Origin of the sequence: Dysgonomonas mossii (genome assembly GCF_004569505.1) — a bacterium.
Lineage (GTDB): Bacteria > Bacteroidota > Bacteroidia > Bacteroidales > Dysgonomonadaceae > Dysgonomonas.
The window spans coordinates 66,550-89,174 of sequence record NZ_SPPK01000004.1 but is presented as its reverse complement, the minus strand read 5'-3'; the positions used below and the strand labels follow the sequence as shown (position 1 = coordinate 89,174).

Genomic DNA, 22,625 nt, shown 5'->3' with positions numbered 1-22,625 from the left:
AGCAATTAAACGATACTAGTTATTTGGCCTTTTAATTTCATAAAGAACATGCTTGCACAAAGGGTTCTGTTTTTCTATTTTGGGATGATCAAAATACCCTTGAAGATGCATACCAATTCGTTTCATTACTTTTTCAGAATCAATATTTAGAACAGAGGTAAATGATACAATCTTATCGAAATTTAAAATATCAAAGCCATAATTAAGGCATGCTGTTGCAGCCTCAGCAGCTAATCCTCTCTTCCAGAATTCCTTTCTAAATCTCCAACCTATTTCTACACATGGCGTAAAATAAGAGTCAAAAGTAGGGATGGAAAATCCGGTAAATCCAATAAATTCTTCCGTAGATTTTTCCTCAACCACAAACAGTCCAAAATTATGTTTCTCAAAGTGTAACTTAATTCTATCCATAAAATCGAGAGTTTCTGAATAAGATAAAGTCTTAGGAAAAAACCTCATAACACCCTTATCCATATTCATTGCTGCAAACGGCTCAATATCTGAATCTTTCCAATGTCTTAATCTCAACCGATCAGTCGTTAAAATATAATCTGTCATTTTCTCTTTTAATATCAATTGATGATGATAGTTATGCTATTCTTTGAAGACAAAATATCTTTTTTTAACTTATATTTACCGACAATAGATTTGTAAAACAAAGTTATCATAATTTTAATCCTTAATATCTTTCATAGTAAAAGAAATAAGTACTTCTTTATTATAAAGCTACTGCCCTCATGCCAACTTAGCTCGCTTCCAATTGCGAGTCCAGTGCTCACCAGTTTTCACATGACCTTTGCGGACGTATTTGAAAACATTATGCATGAATTCCGAAACGGGATATTCTCCAATATTGCGAGAGACAACACCAACTCGGGGACTCTAGGAAAATCAAATATTGATGCATAAAACTTCACTTCTTCCCATGAAAGTCATTTATCCATCTGGCGCGCGGCGAAAATAAAATAATGTTCTTCGATACGTTTATACTCAATAGAGTGAAGAGCATAAAGGTTTTCTCCCAAAAGCTCTATATCTCCTAAATCATTCTAAAAACATCTTATTTAAACTTGGATCAAAAAAAGACAGATTATATATAACAGATTCTGAGTAACCCTCTCTTGTAATCTTAGCTATCCATGTAATTACAGATGGACTAGTAACTACATGAGATATATTTATAGATACGTCCGGATATTTGCTCTGTATCTCCACAGAAGACGCTGACAAATCTTTAGTCAATATAGCATATTCTATTTCAAAATGTTTTTTATACGGTTCACTCAGGGATCCTGTTCCTACTATATCTTTAGAATCAGCTAAGTCTAGTAATACTCCATCAGCTTTGACAGGAATGCGGCTACCGTTAATAGTAACAGAGGTTATGCCAAGTAAATTGTAATCCGCCTTTTGCTCCGGAGCGTTATCTTCACTGCATGAAAAGAAGGTAAAAACGGTAAGAATTAACACAAAACAGTGACACAAACTAACTTTTATATTTTTCATTAGAATTTATTATTTAGTAGTTAACTTTATATCTATAAATTATTGGATCTTAATCCAAGGTTATTTTTTAAAATCGCACAAAATTAACTATTATTTAGTAAATAAACGTGAATTTTAATATAATTTCCCATAGAAACATTTATTATCCATGTAACTTACTGTTAGTGAATTTAAAAGATTATAGATACTAATTTTTAGTATTACGTTCTCCTCTATTCTTTACTATACCTGTATATTTTTTACAATTGAAAAAACTTGCTGACATACTGTTGTCATAATGGGGTGATACATTTGTATTGTAGTTAAATTTTTAAACATCAGAATTATGAAAATCAAACCTTACCTGTCATTTAATGGCAATGCAGAAGAAGCACTTAACTTTTATACCGAAGTATTTAATGGTACTGTCGGAGAAATTTTTCGCTATGGAGAATATCAGGCAATGGAAAGTCCTGCCGAATACAAAGACAAGATAATCCATTCCGACCTTGACTTTAATGGCTGTACTATAAGCATGGCTGATATTTTACCGGACACAAAGGCTAACTTTGGTTCTTTGGGGCATACACTCACTATATTTTGTGACACAGAAGAACAACTGAAAGACATTTATACTAAACTAGGCGTAGGTGGGCAAATAAAATGTGAACTTAGCCAACCACCTTATGCCAAACTTTATGCCGAGATTATCGATAAATTTGGCGTACTTTGGGCATTGATTATAGAGTAAAAATGAGAACATGAATAAAGAGTTAAACCGACTTGATCGCATATCGGCACTACTGATACAATTACAGTCACGCCCCGTTGTCAAAGCGTCTGAAATGGCAGAACGCTTCGACGTGAGCCTGCGCACAATATATCGTGACATGCATACATTGTCTGAAGCTGGAGTGCCGATATGCGGAAATTCGGGAGTTGGTTATTCTTTAATAGAAGGCTACAGGTTACCTTCTCTCATGTTTACAAAAGAGGAAGCAATTGCTTTCCTCACAGCCGAAAAAATTATTGAGCAACTTACCGATACCCAAAACAGCAACTACTTTCGCCAGGGAATGGATAAGATACGAGCTGCTTTACGATCTGTGGACAAGAAATATCTCCACGATATGGACGACAGTATAGCGGTATATAAAAGTCGGAATGCGGGAGAAAGTCTACCAAATATAATGCAAACGATCTTAAATAGTATAAACGACAAGTTGGTCATAGAAGTAGACTACACGAATGCAGACGAAAGTAAGACCAGAAGAGCATTGGAAGCTGTGGGCATAACTTATTCATACCCTCGCTGGTATCTATCCGCTTGGTGTCACTTACGAAAAAAGTACCGAATATTTAGGCTTGATCGTATAGGCAACATAAAAACAACAGAAGATAAACATACAAAAGTTCATCCTGCTCTGGAATCGCTTCTCGGATGTGATGATCCTCAATGTTTGACCGAAGTTGTTTTACGTACAAGTAAAGAGGTTTCTAAACATTTTGCCGACCGATGCTATTTTATGGGACTGACCGAAGAGAAAGAACTTGCAGACGGACGGATAGAACAAATCTACATGGCTTACTCGCTCGAAGGACTAGCTAGATGGGTGTTGGCAAATGCCGATACAACAACGGTTGTTAAACCCGTTGAAATAAAAGAGATTATTAAACAAATTATTGAAAAATTAGACTTATGAAAATAAATAGCACAGAGATAAAAAATCTCGAATCGATAAAGACAATTGCAATTTCGCATACAGGAGATTATTCAGGTATTGGAAACGTATTTGAGAAATTAGCCGCATGGGCAGGAGCCAATAATCTTTGGGAGGCTTCTCCTAAAATGGCCGGAGTTTATCATGATGATCCAATGAATACCCCTGTCGAAAAATTACGTTCGGAAGCCTGTTTGGAAGATCTTTCGGACATCGAACCCGAAGATGGGATGAAACGCTATACAATAACTGGTGGCAAGTATTTTGTAATGCAGGTAGAGGTTACAATGTCCGAATATGATGAAGCCTGGAAGAAGGTATATGTGGACATTAACGAAAAAGGATATGAATGTGACTCAAGAGACCACTATGAGTTATATGTGAGTTGCGAAGGTGATGTGCAAGATCCCAGTGCTCCATGGATAGTAGAATTATGCATTCCTGTGAAATAAGCACCTTCACAACAAAATAACAATATGTAGAATAGCTGTGTAGTATATGTTTAGCACAGCTATTTTTATATTATCTTTAAAAGATGGGAACAGAAACACCCTTAGTAGACAAAGACTATCTATTATTAAAAACTGAAGGTAAAGGAGCTTGGACTTTTGTTGAAATACCTGAAATACCTATGCCTAAAACATCTTTCGGAATGCTAAAAGTAAAGGGAAAGATAGATGATTATGCGTTTTCCAATACACACCTAATGCCTATTGGGAATGGACATGTGGGGTTGGCTGTTAGAGCTGAAATAAGGAAAAAGATAAAAAAGCAAGCAGGAGATATAGTACATATCACTATTTATGAGGACAAAACATCTTTAATAATCCCTCAGGAATTACTTCTGTGTTTGGAATATGAAGATGGAGTTCTTGGAAAATTTGAGATTTATACAGACGGGCAGAAAAAAGCATTTATAAATTGGATTAATTCTGCAAAAACGGAACAAACTAAAGCAGATCGGATTGCCAAAACTATCAGCATGATACAAAAAGGAGAGAAATTCTATTAACCAATATAAGCGATGGAAGGACAAATGCTATTAAGAGATGCGGATATATTCCCATCAGACAAGATTCTTGAAGATGCACTAGGTGAAGGGTAACGCATTAGTGTCTTTTCTTGAAGCTGTTACAAACAAAGAATATGCTCTAACCCTCGAATGGAGATACTATAATGATGGTAAAGCATGGCTAGGTAAGGCAGTGTATAAGAAAAAAACTATCTTTTGGCTTTCTGTATGGGAAGGCTTTTTCAAAACGAGCTTCTTTTTTACGGAAAAGCACCTTGAAGCAATTGCAAAACTTGATATTTCGGGAACAATCAAGGATGAATTTGCCAAGGCAAAAACTATTGGGAAACTAATTCCGATGATTTTTGATGTAAATAAAGAGAATCAGCTTGGCGATTTATTGACGGTAGTTTGGTTCAAGAAAAGTCTGAAATAAAGAATCTATAAAGAACTTTTCTCAATCAAAGCATTATCTCATATAATAAAAAAAGACTTACAGTTCTTTGTAAGTCTTTTTCATTGTAGCGGGACCGAGAATTGAACTCGGGACCTCATGATTATGAAAAATAAAACAACCTATTTTATGATATTTTACATTTCTACTTTTTATTTATTAATAATTAATTATCAATGATTTGATTGAATATTTTTCAAGTTTATTTTTGTAATATATATGTATTTTTATCTATATTTGCACGAGTAGTATGTACATAGTATGTACATTTATTTATCTTAAATAAAGGACTTGAATGCTATTAAGGGATAGTTAGTATGTACATTAATAGACACAACCATATGAAAGAAAAAATAGAAACCATTAACCAAAAACAAAAAGACAATGTAAAAGTTGCAAGCTTTTTAGATACAAGAAGAGCCAATTATGATGGGTTGTATTTTGTCAGAACTAGGGTTACTTTGGTGAAAAAGCAAAAATATTATCCTACAGGAATAGCTATGACTATTCAAGACTGGCAACGGTTACCTAAAGCTAGAGAATCTAAGCTTGTAGAGGCTAGGCGAAGTATAGAAGCGTCATCACAAGTAATATTTAATGCAGTTAAACAGCTCTGCGAATTTAATGCCTTTAGCTTCGACAGATTAGAGACATTGTTAGGTAGAGGAAATAAACAGAGTGTTAATACAGCTTTTAAACATAAGATTCAGAAACTAATTGATGCAGACAAACTAAATACTGCTGAGTTTTATCAGGGTGCTTTAAATGCTTTCGTTTGTTTCAAATGTGGTAAGTGGTGTAAACGAAAAGAAATGCAGAAATGTAGTAAAGATATTCAAGAATTAACTTTTCAGGATATTACTGCTGAACAAATGCAACGATTTGAGAAAGAAGCATTAGAACATGGATATACGAAAACAACTATTGCTATGCGTATGCGTGCGATGCGGACAATTTGCAATATTGCTTTAAGTGATGGTACAATAAGACCGAGTGATTATTGTTTTAAAAAAGGCTCTCAAAACTCATATACCATAAAAAAAACAGGTAGCAGAAAAATAGCATTGACATTGGATGATATTAAAATAATAGCAAATGTTGCTATAAAAGAAAGGAATCGTAAAATGTCAAGAGATTTATTCTTATTTTCTTTCTGGGCTAATGGAATGAATTTTGCAGACCTGATTCGTTTAAAATGGTCTGACTACAGCAGAAAGACAAATGAATTTACGTTTATTAGAGAGAAGACAAAGAGTACCGCTACGGAGGATCTGTATATATCTTTTCCTTTATTTCCAAAAATGAAAGAAATTATTGAAGAGTGGGGTAATAATATGAATAAAGAGAGTTATGTCTTTTCATTTCTGAAAGGTGATGAGTCATATGCTGATGAAATAAGACTGACAAAGAATATTACTTATGTTGTTAATAGTAATATTAAAAAACTTATCAAGTCTATAAATGATAATTTACCCGAAGAAAAGCATCTTCCTGAGAATGTAAGCACATATGCGGCTCGGCATTCCTATGGGACAATATTGGCTCATAACAGAGTGCCTGAATCTTATATTGGTTTTGCTTTGGGACACTCTAATAAATCAGTAACAGGTTCGTATATTGAAGGATACAGCATAGAAGACAGGCTTCAATATAATTCCTTACTACAGTTTCAATAAATAATTATCTTTGAATAGCCTATATAGTTGAATAGTAGACCGATATAATAAAATTAGAGTAACCCCCGACTATAGGAAAATGAGCTTATATTATATAATTATTATGAGCAAATACGATAGCTTCTGTAATATTTTTTACATTAAGTTTTTGATAAATATTTTTCTTATGAAATTTAATTGTATTTATATTAAGATAAATTGTTTCAGCTATTTGTTTATTTGATAAACCTTGTGCAGAAAGCTTAAGTATAACGTTTTCTATCTTTGATAGGGAAACAACTTCGGTCGATCTCCATCTTTTTCCTTCAAAGGAATATCTCAGTCTATGTAGACCCCCAGATTTATTAATATATACGTTTCCAGATTTTTTTTCTGTAGATAGCATTACAGAACATAGAGCTAGCCATATATTACCTTTTGGTGTTAGCAATATAGGTGTTAATTTATGATTAATCATTGTTGTTGATTTGTTCTTTTGAAGTAATCTAAAGTCATATGAAATTGTAAATTTAAGTCTGTCTTCTATTGGTTGTTGATAAAAAAAAGCAAATCCTTTTTTATTTATTTCAAGTAACATATCTATATCTTCTTGGGGTAAGTTTTTTTCATAAAATGAATATCCCATTTTTAACACATCTTCTCTTAAATAACCATTTAAAAATAAAGGATTTTGAGAAACGTATAAGAATCCTCTACTTAAATAGTTAATAACATATAGGCTTTCCCCTGATACTCTACTCATTGCATCTAGGGTATCAATGAGTAGTTGTGATATTTTATAATAAATAGTACCATTGCACTCTTCATCAGTAACCCCTTCAAAAAAATCGTCTAAATTGAATAACATAAATTCTTCATTTTAAATAGATATGTAAAGATGGATTATAGTATTTTTAGTAAAAAAAGAAAAACTACCCAAAAGGGTAAAGGTAGTTATTATTTAATAAAATATTTTTGTATACATAAATAAAACAGAACTCATATTCAATAAATGCTCGTTTTTTAGTGATTTTCAAATGTTTTCTGTGTGTTTAAAATTTGATTTTCATATTATTACGGCTGTATTTGTGATTGGTCGCTAATCATCTACTTCAAACTTTATTCTGTAAGTTTCTAATAAATAACAATTTAAAGTTTTTATCATGGAGCACTTAATACGACAATTTGAGAATTTTTCTTTATGGAGGTTTTCCAATGCAAGTTTAAAGGAGGCTTCAAGTTTTATAATTGAAACAAATTATAAATCTCATTTGGGGTATTATCCTACAACTATAAAAAGGGAAATTGAAGAGTTATATAAGAGAGAAAAATGCTGGCTTCAAGATTCATTTTTTTATGGAATAAGAAATAATCAAGGAAATATAATAGGAACTATTAGAACTTTAAGATGGACTAAAAAATATGTTTTACCAATACAAGCAGTATTTGATATTAATATTGACAATATTCAAGAGAAAGAAACTAAAACGCCGAATATCTGGCATATTGGTTGTTTAGCTATTGACTCTTTTTCTTTAGGGAAGGCTAGTTCTGTTATTTTAAAAATATTATTGGTACAAGCATTATTTCATATCTGTTCTAATGAATCAATAATGTTTGCAGAGTGTGATCGTAAATTATATGAGAAAATAAGATTGCTAGGTATATATATGCTTCAAGCAGGAGAGTCTAAAAATCATATTGGTTCTGAAACAATTCCTGTCTATAATATATCAAGAAATTTAAAACCTTTTCTATGGAAACAACAAAGGTATCTTTATATAGCAGAAACAGAATCTATATTTCAGATGAAGAACAAGAAAGAATACGAAACTACCGAATTCTTGTTGGAGGAGTAGGTTTGGCGAGTGGAATAGTAGAATGTGCATTAAGACTTGGTTTTGAGAATATATGTGTCATTGATGGAGATTGTGTAGAGGAGTCTAACTTAAATAGACAGAATTATTTAATGTCTGACATAGATGAGTTGAAAACTAAGTCAATATATAACAGATTAAAAGCGATAAATCAAAATGCTAATATAACATATCATTCAATATTTCTGACAGAGGAAAATCTTGAAGATTATGTATCATTAGATGCATATGATATTGCGATTAATGCTCTTGATTTTACATCGAATGTTCCTTTTCTTTTTGACGATGTATGCCTAAGTCACAATATTCCAATATTACATCCTTATAATTTAGGGTGGGCAGGTTGTGTATTTATCATAAATAGAGAAAGCTTGAAGTTAAATACATTTTATGATACATGTGAAGGATTTGAGGCATATTTTGTCTCCTATGTAATAACACATTTGAAACACTTGAATAATCGAAAAAAATGGTTGGAAGAAGTGCTTGAGGCTTATTCACTAGAAAATAGAGAATTATCTCCCCCACAATTGGCTGTTGCCTCTTGGATTGTAGCAGGGATGTGTACCAATATCCTATTTAATATAGCAACAGGTAAAAATATTAAATTGTTTCCTGAATTTTATTTTGCATCAATTATGTAATTGACATCCTTAATTTAATAATAAAAACAAGTCTGTGAAAAATAACGTATTTATAATGAGAGTATTATTTCTTATCTTGCTTCTACTCATTGTTCCTTTGTTACATAGTCAACAAATCAAGAATTTTCGTTTAGAAGGTGTATTGTTTGATACATCAAAAAGAGCAGTAGATTACGCAACAGTTACAATTCTTTCTGAGGTTGATTCTTTGTACGTTAAAGGAAATATTAGCAACGAAAAAGGTCAATTTAGAATTGAAAATATTCCATCCGGAAGATACATACTATCTGTTACCCATTTATTGTATAAACGCAAATACGTTAATATCGAAGTACAAGAAAATACAATACTTGACTCCATTCTAATGGTGGAAAATGTGGTTGGATTAGATGCTGTTACAGTTACGGCTAATGTTATTCAACAAAAAATTGATAGATACGTAGTATTCTTACAAGGAAACCCGATAACAAAAGGAAATAATACAAAAGAGGTACTTACATTGTTACCTGGTGTTACCAATGAAGAAAATTCCTTAAAAATTAATGGCCGAGATGTTTCCGAAATTTATGTTGATGGACGAAAACTAAGGGATAGAAATGAGTTAGATGCAATTCAGGCTGAAAATATTGATAAAGTCGAAATTGTACATATGAGTGGTAGTGAAGAGAGTGCTTCGAGTATGGGAGGGATCATTGATATCAAATTGAAGAAGATGTCTAATGGAGGATATTATGGATCTGTTTCGAGCGATTTTTCTGTACATTTCAAAGGGGGACATTATTCAGATAATATAAATGCATCATTGAATTACAGGAATAAAAATCTGAGTATATATAATTACACATATTTTGGACATTTAAAAAATATTAGTCAATATAATATTTACTCCCATTACAAAGAGATAAATAAGTATATTGATATGCAGACCGATGGTAAAGGTTGGACAAATTCTTTCTCTGATAGATTGAGTTTAACCTATGATATTACTAACAGACATAGCATAGGTGGTAATTTTAGATTGGTAATAACTAACGGAGAGCCTATCAATAGATCAGAGTCTACGGTTAAAAACAATGTTGGTGAAAGGATAGACAGATCTGAATCGATAATAGAAGAAAAGTTAAGAACTAGGCAATATCAGGCGGCCTTAAATTATGATTGGATATTAGATGATAAAGGTTCAAAAATAAAATTTATTATTGACTATTTGAGATACAATAATAAAAGGATACGAGGTAACAGATATTTATACAATCTGGATAAAGATAATGGGTATGAAGAGAATACTAGTGATCGATTAGATGATAGAACTGATATGCTAGAAATAGATACTAGGTTGGAGCAAAGAATAAGTGATAAATCGCAACTAGATATTGGTCTTAATTATAGTTTGAATAATTCAAAACAGTTTTTAGACTATAAAAAATGGGAAAATAACATTTGGGTGTCTGATCTTGATCTTAGTGATAATTATAAGCTGAAAGGACAGAATTATGCAGGTTTTGCTTCTTTTTCATCGATGATTACAAAAAAAATTACTTACAAAGTGGGTATTAGAATACAGGAAAACAAAATTGAATACAATTCTGTAAAAATAAGCAAGCAGAATTCTAAAAATTATTGGGGCATATATCCTACGCTTAACTTAATGTATAATATTGATGAACAAAAAGGAAACTCAATAAGCCTTTTCTATCAAAAAGCTATGGATCCAATTCCATATAGCGCGATCACGCCTGTGGTAATCTATAATAATGAATATTTATATACTAAAGGTAATCTAGATATAAAACCTGTAAATTATCACCTTATTATGTTAGGAGGAGGGATTAATGGTCAATGGAATATTAATTATCTATTCGGATTTAGTGAAGATGTTTTGTTCTTTAAGACCTTCCAAGACGAAAAAGATCCATTAGTAACCTATACTATGCCTGTTAATGATGGTAAGAATTATATGCAAGCCTTGTCTCTGGATAGAACCTTTAAAATAGCAAAATGGTGGAGTTTAAAAGCTATTGGACGAATACAATGGCTAAAATATGAAGGAGTAGATATAAATTCATCAAGTTGGAAACCTTATTTAGCGATTAATAATAATATGGATTTTGACAATGGCTGGGGTGGGAATCTCTCTTACTATTTAGAACCGACTTATAAAACACAGGATAGAATATATAAAACAGTACATGGTATAAATGGGAAAATATATAAATATTTATTGGATAATAAATTATTGTTGAATTTAAACTTTACACTGTATCGACATAATAGAAGAAGAATTACAAATACTCTTGATATATGGTCAAAAAGGCACTATACAACAAATGAAACTGGATTTATGATTAAAGTCATTTATAACTTTAATGGAGGCAGAAAAGTAACAACTAAGCAAAGCAAGAGTATACAAGATTATTATGAGTATAAAGATAATTAAATAGATGTACATCAATCAAGGGAGTAACTCGAAAATCCTATAAAGAGTAGAGATAATATTATTTTTTTAATCATGGAAGAGAAAAAAGTATTAAAAGTTAATGAGGATATAACTCCTCTAACTTCAGATGAAGAAAACTCGTTTAAAGGTGGATATGGAGTTGTGGAAACGGATCTGATCAAACCTAGATGGGGTAGTAACAATGACAATTGTAGCAATAGTAGCCTTAGCAATAATGACAATTGCAAATGCGATAATTGTGGAAGTGCTAAGAGTAATATGTCTTACTATTAACAGTGAAGTGAAATACCCTCAAATGAGGGTATTTCACTTATTGAAAAAATAAAGTTAATATCATGAAATGGAGTAAATATAATTCAACTATAAAAGCAGGAGATGAAAAATATATATTATATAATTGTAGAACTGACAAAATTTTAATTCTTACAAAAGAACTTCATACAATTATTTCTCAAAATAATTTAGATAGGATTAAATTACTTCATCCTGATTTCTATACCTGCCTTATAACTAAATCTTTTATAATAGATAATTATAAAGATGAAGTTGAAATAACAATACAAGATAGGGAGAAACAATTAGATTCTGATGTGTATTTTAGATTAACTATAAATCCAACTCTTGATTGTAATTTACGTTGTTGGTATTGTTATGAAACACATCAAAAAAACAGTCATGTTGATGATAAGACAATGAATTCAATAAAGAAATTGTTAGAGAATAAAATTAAAACTTTACAATTAAAGACTTTGGCTATTTCTTTTTTTGGAGGGGAGCCATTGTTAAAATTCAATAAAACGGTAAAACCTTTGATTAACTTTGCTCAAGAATTATGTAATGGCTCTGAAACCAAATTGAATATTGGATTCACAACAAATGCAGTTTTACTTACATCTAATATTGTAGATTATTTGTCTTCATTAGACGTCATAGGATATATTCAAGTTCCATTTGATGGAAATAAGAGTTTGCATGATGCGATAAAAAAAATGTCTAATGGTAAAGGGACTTACGATATCACTCTGAAAAACATTAAATATGCAATAAAAAAAGGTTTGCATGTTAATATACGATGTAATTACAATATTGATAACCTTAACTGTTTTATAGATCTTATAGATGAATTTAAAGATTTGGATAAGAAATATTATGATTCATTTCATTTTAGTTTTCAACCTGTTTGGCAAACGCATGATGGGGGGCTAAAAACCTCACCAATATTAAAAAAGATAAGATTTGCTTTAGACACATTTGGAATGAAACATGATGGAAACAGTGAGAATGGAGGCTTGGGAACATCTTGTTATGCAGATAGAGGGGATAGTATAGTCGTAAATTATAATGGAGATGTATATAAGTGTACATCTCAAGATTTTATTCAAGCTAAGCGAGAAGGGATACTAAACGAAGATGGAACAATAACATATAATAAATATTATCAAGGTAGAATGAATTCTAGGTTTTCTAATCCAATATGTAAAGATTGCTCTATTTTGCCAATTTGTAGTGTATGCTCTCAAAAAAAAATTAATCAGTCTCTGTATATATGCCCTGGTAACATAGGTGAAGATGATAAATTAGATATAATTCAAAGTAGGATTCAGATAATAAGTAATAATAGGATTACATTAACTTAAGGGTATGAATTTTTCACGACAATTGGATAGTATAGACTGCGGTCCCGCTTGTATTCGTATGATAGCAGCATATTATGGTAAAAAATATTCATTAAACTATCTTCGGAATTTATCTTTCCTATCGTCAGAGGGAGTCTCAATTGCCGGAATACGAGATGGTCTAGAAGCAATAGGTATGACCGTAAATAGTTTCAAACTGCCCCTAGAAAGATTGTGTGAGTTCAAGCTTCCCGTAATTTTGCATTGGCATCAGAACCACTTTGTCGTTCTTTATAAAATAACTAAAAATAAATATTATTGGATTGCAGATCCTGCTTATTCCAAATACAAGTTATCTGAAGAGGAGTTTTGTAAAGAATGGAGTCATGGGGGGCAAGGAGTGATTTTAATTCCCACTCCTACTGATTTATTCTATCAAATGATACCTCCTCCAGAGAATGATTCTATAAAGAAATTTTTATTAAAATATCTACTTCCTTTCAAAAATGAGATGTTTCAGCTAAGCTTGGGGTTATTAGCCGGAGTTATTGTTTCACTAATAATGCCTTTTTTGACTCAAGCAATGGTTGATAAAGGAATTGGGGAACTTGATATAGGTATCATATTAATTATAGCGATATCTCAGCTATGTTTGTTTCTGGGAAGTTATGCTATTATTCTTTTGAGAAATTGGATTGTCCTTTATTTGGGTACTAGGATTAATATTGATATAGTCTCTGATTTCCTAGAAAAAATAATGCGCCTACCTATGAAATTCTTCGATACTAAGTCTACGGGAGATTTTCATCAAAGGATTGCGGATCATTCTAGATTACAATCTTTCGCAACCTCAGATACTCTTCTGACTGTTTTCTCCCTATTATCTTTCTCTGTTTTTTTTGTCATTATTGGTCTCTATAGTCTAAAAGTTTTAATAGTTTATACATGCTTTACAGTTATTAGTATACTGTGGATGCTTTATTTTTTGAAGAAAAGAAAGGTTGTTGATTACAAACTATTTAAAGTAAGAACTGAAAATCAGAATTCCATATTAGAGATTATAAATGGAATGCCTGAAATTAAACTTAATAATTTTCAGGATTATAAAGCAAAAGAATGGAAAGATATACAAGAGAAACAATATAAAGCTGATATTGATTCTTTAAAGGTAAATCAAGTACAATCGGCAGGGTATTCATTGATAAATCAGGTTCGAAATATTACAGTAACTTTTCTTGTTGCTGTTTCTGTTGTGCAGGGACATATTACTTTAGGTATGATGATGAGTATCACATATATTATTGGTCAAATGAACTCTCCGCTAGAACAATTAATCGGATTTGTAAGAAATTTTCAAGATTCAAAAATTAGTTTGGAAAGAGCCGGAGAGATCCATATTTTAGAAAATGAGGACAATAAGGTCGAATATCAAAAAATACCAGATTCTGTTTCTAACATAAAATTGGAGGACGTCTATTTTCGGTATGGTCCATTTTCGGATAAAATGGTTTTAAATAATATAAATTTATTAATTCCTAAAGGAAAAGTTACCGCTATTGTAGGAGAAAGTGGTAGTGGAAAAACGACCTTGCTTAAATTACTACTTAAATATTATCAACAGACAGATGGAGAAATACTTATAGATAATTATGACATAAATAATTTCTCATCTGATGAATGGAGGAAAAGATGTGGTATAGTTATGCAGGAAAGCTATATTTTTTCTGAAACTATTTTGAGAAATATTGTTTTAGGTGCTGATCCTATTGATGAAAATAGATTAAAGGAAGCTGTTAAAATTTCTAATTTACAGGAATTTATAGAAAATAAGCCCTTGAAATTATATACAAAAATAGGCAAATCAGGTCTAGGCATCAGTGGTGGGGAAAAGCAACGTATTATGATAGCAAGGGCTGTTTACAAAAAACCTCAGTATTTATTTCTGGACGAAGCGACAAGTTCTCTAGATGCTGATAATGAAAGTATAATTGTCCAAAATTTAGAGCATTTCTTTAAGGGAAGGACTGTTGTTATTATAGCACATAGATTAAGTACTGTCAAGAATGCAGATCAAATTGTAGTCTTAAAAAATGGGATTATAACTGAAGTAGGTAACCACGAGCAATTAATTCGAAAAAAAGAAGTATATTATAAATTAGTTTTTAATCAATTAGAATTAGCTAAATAATGAGTAATACAAATCAAAAAAAAAATTTCTTGATACGTTATGGTATATCTATTATTTTAGTTTTTCTAATTTTAATAGCAATTGCCATTTCGAAAAAAATTCCAGTTAGTCAAAATGTAAATATTGAAGTTGTAAAGACAAATATGGCTTCATATTTAGGAATTATGCAAATACCAATAAAACCAAAACAAATAAATCACCAAGATTCAATTATATTAAATATAGAAAATAAGTCAATAACGTTTCGAGTAGATTCTATTGATGAATCTTTTAAAATATTGTATCTATACAATAATAATGAAGAAAAGCTTCCTGACGTATTTAATGCAAAACTTAAAGGTGAAGATAAAAAACTTTGGGATATTATCTTTATTTATTAGCTAAGTAAAAATGCAGTTCAATCTTATTAAATTAAAATATCATGAAAGTACCTCAAGTTATTCATCAAATCTGGTCAGGAATAAGTGATCCTTTGCCAGAAAATTTTAAACGATTAGGAGATACATGGAAACGTGATTATCCAGATTGGAAATACGAATTCTGGGATAATAAACGCATGAATGATTTTGTGAAAAAATATTATCCTCAATATTGGTACGTATATAATAAATACCAATATGATATACAACGATGGGATGCTATACGTTACCTTATTCTAAATAAAATTGGAGGGATGTATGTAGATTTTGATTATGAGTCTATAAAACCGATGAACACTCTCCTTAAAGACAAAACGTGTTGTTTCTCTTTAGAAAAAGATTTTATATCTAACCATTTTCGCATCTTCAACAATGCATTAATGCTTAGCACTCCAGGGCATCCGTTTATGGAAAGAATAGTAAAATATGTATTTTCTAGAACTCTTTTGACTGACGCTAAATATGCTTCTAAAAGCATGGCTGTATTTAATACTACTGGTCCATACGCCTTAATTCGTCTCTATGATACATTAACAGATCAAGAAAAGGAAGATGTCTATCTCATACCGGCGGTCTATGTATCGCCTTTTACAGGTAATGAGGCAGAAGAATTTAGATATGGTGTTAGAAATAAAGAATTCGAGGAATGCGTAAAAGAAGCTTATGCTATTCATTATTTTTTTAGCAATTGGGCCTAAAACTAAAATAAAACAAGTCCTAGCATTTTCCTATAAAATGAATAAAGAGGGGTGACAAAAAAGGACTATCCGAAATTGTAAATGAAAACTACAGGTTGAAACCTGTAGTTTTCATTTACACAATATTATGGACTCTGTCAAAACTAAGTTAAAAGACACACCCTTTATTTACAAATTACATTGCTAATGGCAAATCTATTTTGTCAATTTTTCTAACTTTTTATTAATCAGCTGTTCCTCCTTCTCATTTTGTTCCTTTATCGTTTGATTATACACTTTCCTTCTAATTGTAGCTTCAAAATCAATCACTTTCCTCTGTATACTATCACGGTATTGAGATCTTTCAGCGTAGGATTTGTTCAAATAAAGTAAATGCTCCTGAGAGACACCTCCTCTCATCTGTATATACCTGTATTTAATATCATTATGCTTCAATCTCTTGTTTTCCTGTAACTGGTCATAATTGTAATACAATGAACATCCAATACCTAAGATTAAGATAACAAGAGCAATAAACGTTTTACTAGACTTGAAATCAATCGAATATCTGTTTTCCACTATACTCGGCTTTTTAACAAGTTCGTTTAACTCTGCAATCTTCTGGTTCAGGAATTCGGCAGAAGCTTTATTAGCTTCTTCCTGTAACTGAGTCGTAACACTGATGATAATATTTATGAATTTTTTCAGATCCTCTTCATCAATCGCTTTTTTAGCATTGTCAACAGTATCGGCTATCTTATTCAATAAGTCTGCCGTTAATGGCGAATCAGCAGGATTATCATTATTGTTTGGACTTGTGTTCTCCTTAATAACAGTAATATCCTCTCTAATTTCCGATATAGTCTGAACAAAACCTTCCATTACAATCTGTAACTCCTCATTGTTATCTATATTATTTTTCATAATTAAATTCCGTTTTTAAATTTTCGTTTTCGATCCCTCTTATTTTGCTCATACTGCATCCTTTTAGCAAACTGTTCGTCTTCATAATTATCCCCATGAACTTCAAATGTGGATAAAGAGCTTATCCCATGAATCAATGACCCCAGAAGGCTCGCACCCAGATTCTGGGGCTTATCTTCTGATATATTCTTGACAGGTTCAACCATCCTTTGATTTTGAGCGTTCTCTTGCAATCTAGTATTGATCTTCGAATAACTGAAGCTGCGGTCTACTTCCGAGCCTTTAAATGTTACCTTTCCTTTAGTAAAAGAAATACCCTGTATCTCATTTGTTCGCCCTTTACACTTATAAGAAAGAACAATTCCTTTTTCTTTCAACAGTTTTTCAAAGTCAGTCCAATTGGTAGATTTAGACAAAACATCTTTTACTGTATTGTAAACCTGATATTTGGTTTTATCCTTACCTCTCAGCTTTTGTCGCTTTACTTTATCCTTTCCTTTACCATAGGTCAAGCCGTATTTATCTTTCAGCTTTTTACAGACCGCTTCATTCCTGTACCGGTCGTTTTTATCACTGATAACTTTGCCGTTATTATCGATGCGGTTATATACCAAATGAACGTGGGGATTACCGTTGTCAAAGTGGCGTACTAAAATATACTGAGTGTCTTTAACACCCATATTTTCCATATATTCTTTGGCTAATGTAACCATAGCACCATTTGTCAACCTCTTCTCATCATCAGGCGAATAACTTAACGAGATATGCCCGACAGGATGTTTAATATTAGGCTTTATGAGGCGTTGAGCATTGAAACTCTGGACTATGTTATTGACATTCCCCAACAATACACCATCGGCTGAAATTAGCTTAGCATCCTGCTTATTCATCACATAATTGACACATCCTTTAAATGCTGCTCTTTTCATAACTTTTCCAATCATTTGAGAGTTGGTTTATGATACCGACTATTATACCCCGAAGGTTAATCACATCAGAAGCCACATTCTTGAATCCTTCTCTATTGGCAACCCTTGCCAACTGATTCAAGTTGTTTGCTTCTCCCGAGAGTTTACGAAGTATATCCGCATCGGATTTACTGATACGCTGGACTACTTTTCCAGTCAGTAAGACTGAACGGACAAATTTACTCAGGCTTACCCCTGCATCTTTTGCCCTTTTCTTCAAAGCCATGTACTCAATACCCGAAAACCGGGCACTGATAACTTTATCTTTGAGCTTTCTTTTAGCTGTATTTTTATATGAATCTTTTATCATAATTTCAACTGTATTTTAATTATTTCTTCTCTTCAAAACTGCGACCAACGGGAGCGGTTTTCCCCTCCGCCAAAGGCGGAGCAAGGTAGGAAATGTATACATTTCCATAACCTTGCCACACACTTTCGATAAAGGCTTCGCTTCCGATTGGAATAGCAGGATTCTTCAAGAACTGATACACAAAACTTAGGACTTTGGTTTATGTGGATATACCGACTAAACCATCAGAACCAAGCAACCCAGAACACCAACAACTCATCGGTCGGGGATCGCCCAGCGGCAAGGGGGGAGACCACTCCTCCCGACAAGCGAAAAAGAGTTATTTCTTCTTGGATGAGATAATCCGATTAGCAGCTTCGTTTTGCAACTCTTGTTTTGTCCGGATAGGATTTTGCCTTAACCAATCTTCCAATAGCTCTTTTTCAAAGTAGATCATCTTACCTTGTGGTTTATAATGCGGAATTACACCCTTTGATGTGAGTTGATATAAATAACTCTTAGATAAGTTAAGGAACTTACTTGCTTCTTCAAAAGACAATATCTTTTTAAGAGCATACAAATGTTTCTCTAATGCGGAAACCCTCATTTCTAAATTTTCATTCATAGCAATATGAGTTTATAACATTAATAAATGGGGTTGCGCATACCCCTGTTTTTTGTCGACAAGGGCAAATGTAAATTGATATTTAAGGAGTTATGTTTGAGAGGGTAAAAGTCTCAATGTATTCTCAATGTTCTTGCAGTTCTTTGATATACTTGTCTATGATATGAGAATCTTTTGGCGGGTAATCTTGGTTTGTACTAACAGTACTGGAGATATTATCCTGATTTAGAAATACTCCTTTTTCGGATGTAAGGAATATCTTATTTTGGGCACATACAGCTTGCCAACTGCTTGTTATATAACAGCGTTTATTTAATTCGTTAAATAGATAGATAAGGAGTTTGTTTTTCTTACTGGCAATCCTCAATGGCTGTTTTGTTGTACAGGATAGGATTTGCTGTACAATATCAATAGTCATTACAGTATCTAATACCTTTATTTTATTGATACATTCTACAAGAATTTCTATCTGTTTTTCATTAAGGGTAGATTTAAAGTCTTTTATTATGATTTCAGGTTGTAGTGCTTGTAATTCCGGTTCACGTACTTTATCAAACTTATTAGTATTCACTTTAAATAGTAAATCGAATGTTGTATTTATTTGACTTTGTTTTTCTGTGGATAGATTCCCATAAGATACTCGATTCTTATACACCGAAAACTGCTGGTCAAGATATTCTTTTTCCTCTTCTTTGCTCATATTATTATATTCAATCACAGTTCTCATATAATGAGGAGTAAACTGAATATCTTTGAATAGTAACGTAAGAAAACTAATCCAACTCAATATAGCTACAAAGCCAAAGAGAATACACGCTAATGGAAACCAAAGGTGGGCTAAGAATGTGTTTTTCTTTTTCAATAACTCATATTTATTCATCAAAGAACTCCATATCTTTTGATTAGCTTCTTTTTGGGAATATTTAATATAAGCTAGTTTGTTCATATAGCTTTGATTTAATTATTTCAAAGCTAAATAAAAGATGACGAAGAGCAAAAAGATAAGCTTATTTTACTGCGTTTTTCTCAATTTTGTATGTATATAAGATGTACATTTGCCTGCTGCACATAAATAATTATCAGTTTTATTTATATCTTTCCGATTATCAGAACTAATAAGACTTATTTTTCATCTTTGTTTTTCTTTCTCTTAGTTGCTGATTTATAGGGGAAAGTAGTATGTACATAGTATGTACATCAAAAATAAAAGAGACTTACAATATTTTGTAAATCTCTCATTTTCAAGTAGCGGGACGGGGACTTGAACCCCGGACCTCATGATTATGAATCATGCGCTCTAACCATCTGAGCTATCCCGCCATCATCTTGTTAGCGGGTGCAAAAATAGAAGTTTATTTCTTATAAAACAATACTCACAGCCGAAATTTGCAAAAATATTTAATAATTATATCGGAAATAGCTCATATACAAAGCCTAATTACCTAATAAAATTTAAGAATAATATCTTTCACTCCAATATTACTCTTTACATTCTTCTTTTTACTACTTTTGTACCTGATTTAGTCAATTGTTAATGCTAAGGATAAAGAGGTTATACACATTCATTCTTCAGACATTTTTCCCCGTCTTCATGATGACTTTCGGGATATGTTTGTTTATTGTCTTGATGCAATTTCTATGGAAATTTGTAGAAGACCTTGTCGGCAAAGGACTTGACAACGTAGTGCTTGCCGAACTTTTCATGTATGCAATCCTCAGCCTTATCCCTCTTGCCCTCCCACTCTCTTTGTTGCTAGCCTCTCTTATGGCTTTTGGAAATTTGGGTGAACGACTAGAACTATTAGCAATAAAGGCATCCGGGGTTTCACTCTTAAAAACGATGAAGCCTCTGATTATATTCATTTCGTGTGTAGCTGTGGGAGCCTTCTTCTTCCAAAACGAAGCTATGCCACGCATTCAGGTAAAACTCCGCTCATTAATGATATCTATACGGCAAAAATCTCCGGAGTTGGATATTCCTGAAGGATCATTTTATAGTGGAATAACAAATTACAGCCTTTACGTAAAGAAAAAAGAAAAAGAAACCCGAATGCTGAAAGATGTAATGATCTATGATACATCCGAGGGGTTTGATAATATGTCCGTATTCGTTTGCGACTCGGCTCTTATGAGCATATCGTCCAACAAAGATTTTCTTTTGTTGAACTTATATTCGGGACAGCGATTCGCGAACTTTTCACAATCCGGACTTAACGAAACACGTCAAAACAATCAGTTTGTTCCATATAGTAGAGAGAATTTTAAAGAAAAGAAAATAGTTATTCCATTCAATAGCGGATTTGATAGAATGGACGAATCTAATCTGGAAGGAACACAAATATCAAAAAACATTCTTCAATTAGGGAATTCCATAGACTCTCTTAGTTCCACGCTTGACAGTGTAAACGTACACGACAGGCAGGTAATAGGAAAAAACACCTATTTAACGTATCGCAATTCTGATGCATACAAAAAGGTGGAAACAGGAGAAACCGCTTTACCGAATAAGGAGCAAGCGAATGAACCTTTGAAGAAAAAATCTATAAATACAATAGATTTTGACTCATTGATAAATACATATAGCAATGATGAAATATCAAGGTATGTGGGTTTTGCTGCAAACGAAGCCGAAAGCAGCAGGTTCAACATCATGGAGACCACGCAGAAAATAAACATGCAAAAGAACATACGTATGCATAAAGTTGAATGGCATCGCAAATTCGTATTATCTTTTGCCTGTCTCATCTTCTTCTTTATCGGAGCACCATTGGGGGCTATTATACGAAAAGGAGGATTAGGTATGCCGGTAGTTGTCTCTGTACTTCTATTTATCGTTTATTATATCATCGATAACATCGGCTACAAAATGGCACGCGATGGAGTTTGGGAGGTTTGGCAAGGTATGTGGCTAAGCTCATTTGCCCTTTTCCCATTGGGCGTATTCCTCACATATAAGGCAATGAACGACTCTGCTCTATTCAACCCCGAAGCTTATGGAAACTTCTTCCGAAAAATATTGGGCTTAAAGAAAAAGACAATATATGAAACAGAGCAATCGGTTGACATTAATACTGTTCCCGATCTTGCTTCTCTCAATGCAACTCCCGATCAGATTGCGTATATCCAAGAGATGAGTGTTGAGAATCTGAAGGACATAGCGAAGAATCATAAAGAGTATAGTTACGACGAAGACACCTTACAACTCGTATTAAGCGTATTGAAAGATAAGGGTGCCAGCTTCTTTGATGTGAAAGTAAAAAAGATAAACTATGTAGAATCTCGAAGTATATTTAATGCATTTATGAAAAATGCGAAAATAGCCATGCTTATTTATTTGGTTATTATACTATTCGCTATATTGTCAGTGATAATAAAGCTTAGCTTTATCATGTCGTCTTTGATAGTAGTAGCGTATGCTGTATTTTTCATAAAATCATTCATTTGTTACTTCGACTTCTACAGATCTATTGACAAAAAGACAAGAAAAAATATGTTTGGTATCATTGTTGGTTCTTTTATATTTATCTGGGGATTCTATCCTTATTTAAAGAAGAATATAGAACGTGAGATGGTAAAAATTAAATGACAAAAACAGACTGGAAATAATATAATA

The 22,625-nt window shown here is 32.3% G+C and carries 23 protein-coding genes, 1 tRNA gene and 1 pseudogene; 14 read left to right on the top strand and 11 right to left on the bottom strand.

What is annotated here, in order from left to right; translation table 11 throughout:
* Nucleotides 1-15 precede the first annotated feature (15 nt).
* From E4T88_RS12555 to E4T88_RS12545, 3 genes and pseudogenes are all read right to left on the bottom strand, one after another.
* Nucleotides 16-558 (bottom strand): GNAT family N-acetyltransferase, encoded by a 543-nt coding sequence (locus tag E4T88_RS12555; RefSeq protein ID WP_135105939.1) that lies wholly within the window; start codon nucleotides 556-558, stop codon nucleotides 16-18.
* Between the two features lie 177 nt (nucleotides 559-735).
* Nucleotides 736-1,049, bottom strand: a pseudogene (locus E4T88_RS12550) (RNA ligase family protein); the annotation flags it as partial.
* Nucleotides 1,045-1,506, bottom strand: a complete 462-nt coding sequence (locus E4T88_RS12545; RefSeq protein WP_135105937.1) for a hypothetical protein — start codon at nucleotides 1,504-1,506, stop codon at nucleotides 1,045-1,047. The gene E4T88_RS12545 and the pseudogene E4T88_RS12550, both read right to left, overlap by 5 nt.
* A 325-nt stretch (nucleotides 1,507-1,831) precedes the next feature.
* Here E4T88_RS12545 and E4T88_RS12540 point away from each other — a divergent pair, with 325 nt between their 5' ends.
* The 6 genes from E4T88_RS12540 to E4T88_RS12515 all read left to right on the top strand — a co-directional run bounded on the left by E4T88_RS12540 (nucleotide 1,832) and on the right by E4T88_RS12515 (nucleotide 6,348).
* Entirely contained in the window at nucleotides 1,832-2,236 is a 405-nt protein-coding gene (locus E4T88_RS12540) for a VOC family protein (RefSeq protein WP_135105935.1), read from the top strand.
* Between the two features lie 10 nt (nucleotides 2,237-2,246).
* Nucleotides 2,247-3,188 (top strand): helix-turn-helix transcriptional regulator, encoded by a 942-nt coding sequence (locus tag E4T88_RS12535; protein ID WP_135105933.1) that lies wholly within the window; start codon nucleotides 2,247-2,249, stop codon nucleotides 3,186-3,188.
* Nucleotides 3,185-3,658, top strand: a complete 474-nt coding sequence (locus E4T88_RS12530) for an AraC family transcriptional regulator (protein WP_135105931.1) — start codon at nucleotides 3,185-3,187, stop codon at nucleotides 3,656-3,658. Before E4T88_RS12535 ends, E4T88_RS12530 begins: the two co-directional genes overlap by 4 nt.
* Nucleotides 3,659-3,741: 83 nt before the next feature.
* A complete protein-coding gene (locus E4T88_RS12525) occupies nucleotides 3,742-4,218 on the top strand; it encodes a DUF1905 domain-containing protein (RefSeq protein ID WP_135105929.1) in 477 nt (158 codons plus the stop codon).
* 82 nt (nucleotides 4,219-4,300) lie between these two features.
* On the top strand, nucleotides 4,301-4,654 hold the full coding sequence (locus E4T88_RS12520) for a DUF3788 family protein (RefSeq protein ID WP_260393693.1): 354 nt from the start codon (nucleotides 4,301-4,303) through the stop codon (nucleotides 4,652-4,654).
* Between the two features lie 359 nt (nucleotides 4,655-5,013).
* Nucleotides 5,014-6,348 carry a tyrosine-type recombinase/integrase gene (locus E4T88_RS12515; protein ID WP_167755458.1) on the top strand — a complete coding sequence of 445 codons (1,335 nt, stop codon included), beginning with the start codon at nucleotides 5,014-5,016 and terminating at the stop codon, nucleotides 6,346-6,348.
* An 85-nt stretch (nucleotides 6,349-6,433) separates the two neighbouring features.
* Here E4T88_RS12515 and E4T88_RS12510 read toward each other — a convergent pair whose 3' ends face one another.
* Nucleotides 6,434-7,195, bottom strand: coding sequence for a response regulator transcription factor (locus E4T88_RS12510; RefSeq protein WP_135105925.1), 762 nt, complete (start codon nucleotides 7,193-7,195; stop codon nucleotides 6,434-6,436).
* Nucleotides 7,196-7,490: 295 nt separating this feature from the next.
* On the opposite strand from E4T88_RS12510, the gene E4T88_RS12505 reads away from it, so the two are divergent.
* The 7 genes from E4T88_RS12505 to E4T88_RS12475 all read left to right on the top strand — a co-directional run bounded on the left by E4T88_RS12505 (nucleotide 7,491) and on the right by E4T88_RS12475 (nucleotide 16,227).
* Complete coding sequence (locus E4T88_RS12505; protein WP_135105923.1) at nucleotides 7,491-8,186, top strand: hypothetical protein; 696 nt, start codon at nucleotides 7,491-7,493, stop codon at nucleotides 8,184-8,186.
* Nucleotides 8,084-8,848: a HesA/MoeB/ThiF family protein gene (locus E4T88_RS12500; protein ID WP_135105921.1), complete on the top strand. Its 765-nt coding sequence runs from the start codon at nucleotides 8,084-8,086 to the stop codon at nucleotides 8,846-8,848. The genes E4T88_RS12505 and E4T88_RS12500 overlap by 103 nt, the downstream gene beginning before the upstream one ends.
* A gap of 34 nt (nucleotides 8,849-8,882) precedes the next feature.
* Entirely contained in the window at nucleotides 8,883-11,285 is a 2,403-nt protein-coding gene (locus E4T88_RS12495; RefSeq protein ID WP_135105919.1) for an outer membrane beta-barrel family protein, read from the top strand.
* 356 nt (nucleotides 11,286-11,641) lie between these two features.
* Entirely contained in the window at nucleotides 11,642-12,943 is a 1,302-nt protein-coding gene (locus E4T88_RS12490; protein WP_135105917.1) for a radical SAM/SPASM domain-containing protein, read from the top strand.
* A gap of 4 nt (nucleotides 12,944-12,947) precedes the next feature.
* Nucleotides 12,948-15,110: a peptidase domain-containing ABC transporter gene (locus E4T88_RS12485; RefSeq protein ID WP_135105916.1), complete on the top strand. Its 2,163-nt coding sequence runs from the start codon at nucleotides 12,948-12,950 to the stop codon at nucleotides 15,108-15,110.
* The gene (locus E4T88_RS12480) at nucleotides 15,110-15,490 is read left to right on the top strand and encodes a hypothetical protein (RefSeq protein WP_135105914.1); all 381 of its coding nucleotides are present in this window, start codon (nucleotides 15,110-15,112) and stop codon (nucleotides 15,488-15,490) included. Before E4T88_RS12485 ends, E4T88_RS12480 begins: the two co-directional genes overlap by 1 nt.
* Before the next feature lie 41 nt (nucleotides 15,491-15,531).
* Complete coding sequence (locus tag E4T88_RS12475) at nucleotides 15,532-16,227, top strand: glycosyltransferase family 32 protein (protein WP_135105912.1); 696 nt, start codon at nucleotides 15,532-15,534, stop codon at nucleotides 16,225-16,227.
* A gap of 195 nt (nucleotides 16,228-16,422) precedes the next feature.
* On the opposite strand, the gene E4T88_RS12470 is transcribed toward E4T88_RS12475, so the two are convergent.
* From E4T88_RS12470 to E4T88_RS12445, 7 genes are all read right to left on the bottom strand, one after another.
* A complete protein-coding gene (locus tag E4T88_RS12470) occupies nucleotides 16,423-17,130 on the bottom strand; it encodes a hypothetical protein (protein WP_135105910.1) in 708 nt (235 codons plus the stop codon).
* Between the two features lie 2 nt (nucleotides 17,131-17,132).
* On the bottom strand, nucleotides 17,133-18,074 hold the full coding sequence (locus E4T88_RS12465; RefSeq protein ID WP_135105908.1) for a relaxase/mobilization nuclease domain-containing protein: 942 nt from the start codon (nucleotides 18,072-18,074) through the stop codon (nucleotides 17,133-17,135).
* Nucleotides 18,040-18,408 (bottom strand): plasmid mobilization protein, encoded by a 369-nt coding sequence (locus E4T88_RS12460; protein WP_135105906.1) that lies wholly within the window; start codon nucleotides 18,406-18,408, stop codon nucleotides 18,040-18,042. Before E4T88_RS12460 ends, E4T88_RS12465 begins: the two co-directional genes overlap by 35 nt.
* A gap of 19 nt (nucleotides 18,409-18,427) precedes the next feature.
* Nucleotides 18,428-18,589, bottom strand: coding sequence for a hypothetical protein (locus E4T88_RS18000; protein WP_167755457.1), 162 nt, complete (start codon nucleotides 18,587-18,589; stop codon nucleotides 18,428-18,430).
* A 138-nt stretch (nucleotides 18,590-18,727) separates the two neighbouring features.
* Nucleotides 18,728-19,012, bottom strand: coding sequence for a helix-turn-helix domain-containing protein (locus E4T88_RS12455; protein WP_135105904.1), 285 nt, complete (start codon nucleotides 19,010-19,012; stop codon nucleotides 18,728-18,730).
* 124 nt (nucleotides 19,013-19,136) lie between these two features.
* Complete coding sequence (locus E4T88_RS12450) at nucleotides 19,137-19,958, bottom strand: hypothetical protein (protein ID WP_135105902.1); 822 nt, start codon at nucleotides 19,956-19,958, stop codon at nucleotides 19,137-19,139.
* A 300-nt stretch (nucleotides 19,959-20,258) separates the two neighbouring features.
* Nucleotides 20,259-20,332, bottom strand: a tRNA-Met gene (locus tag E4T88_RS12445).
* Between the two features lie 214 nt (nucleotides 20,333-20,546).
* Between E4T88_RS12445 and E4T88_RS12440 the strand changes: the two genes are divergently transcribed.
* Nucleotides 20,547-22,598 carry an LptF/LptG family permease gene (locus tag E4T88_RS12440; RefSeq protein WP_135105900.1) on the top strand — a complete coding sequence of 684 codons (2,052 nt, stop codon included), beginning with the start codon at nucleotides 20,547-20,549 and terminating at the stop codon, nucleotides 22,596-22,598.
* Nucleotides 22,599-22,625 lie beyond the last annotated feature (27 nt).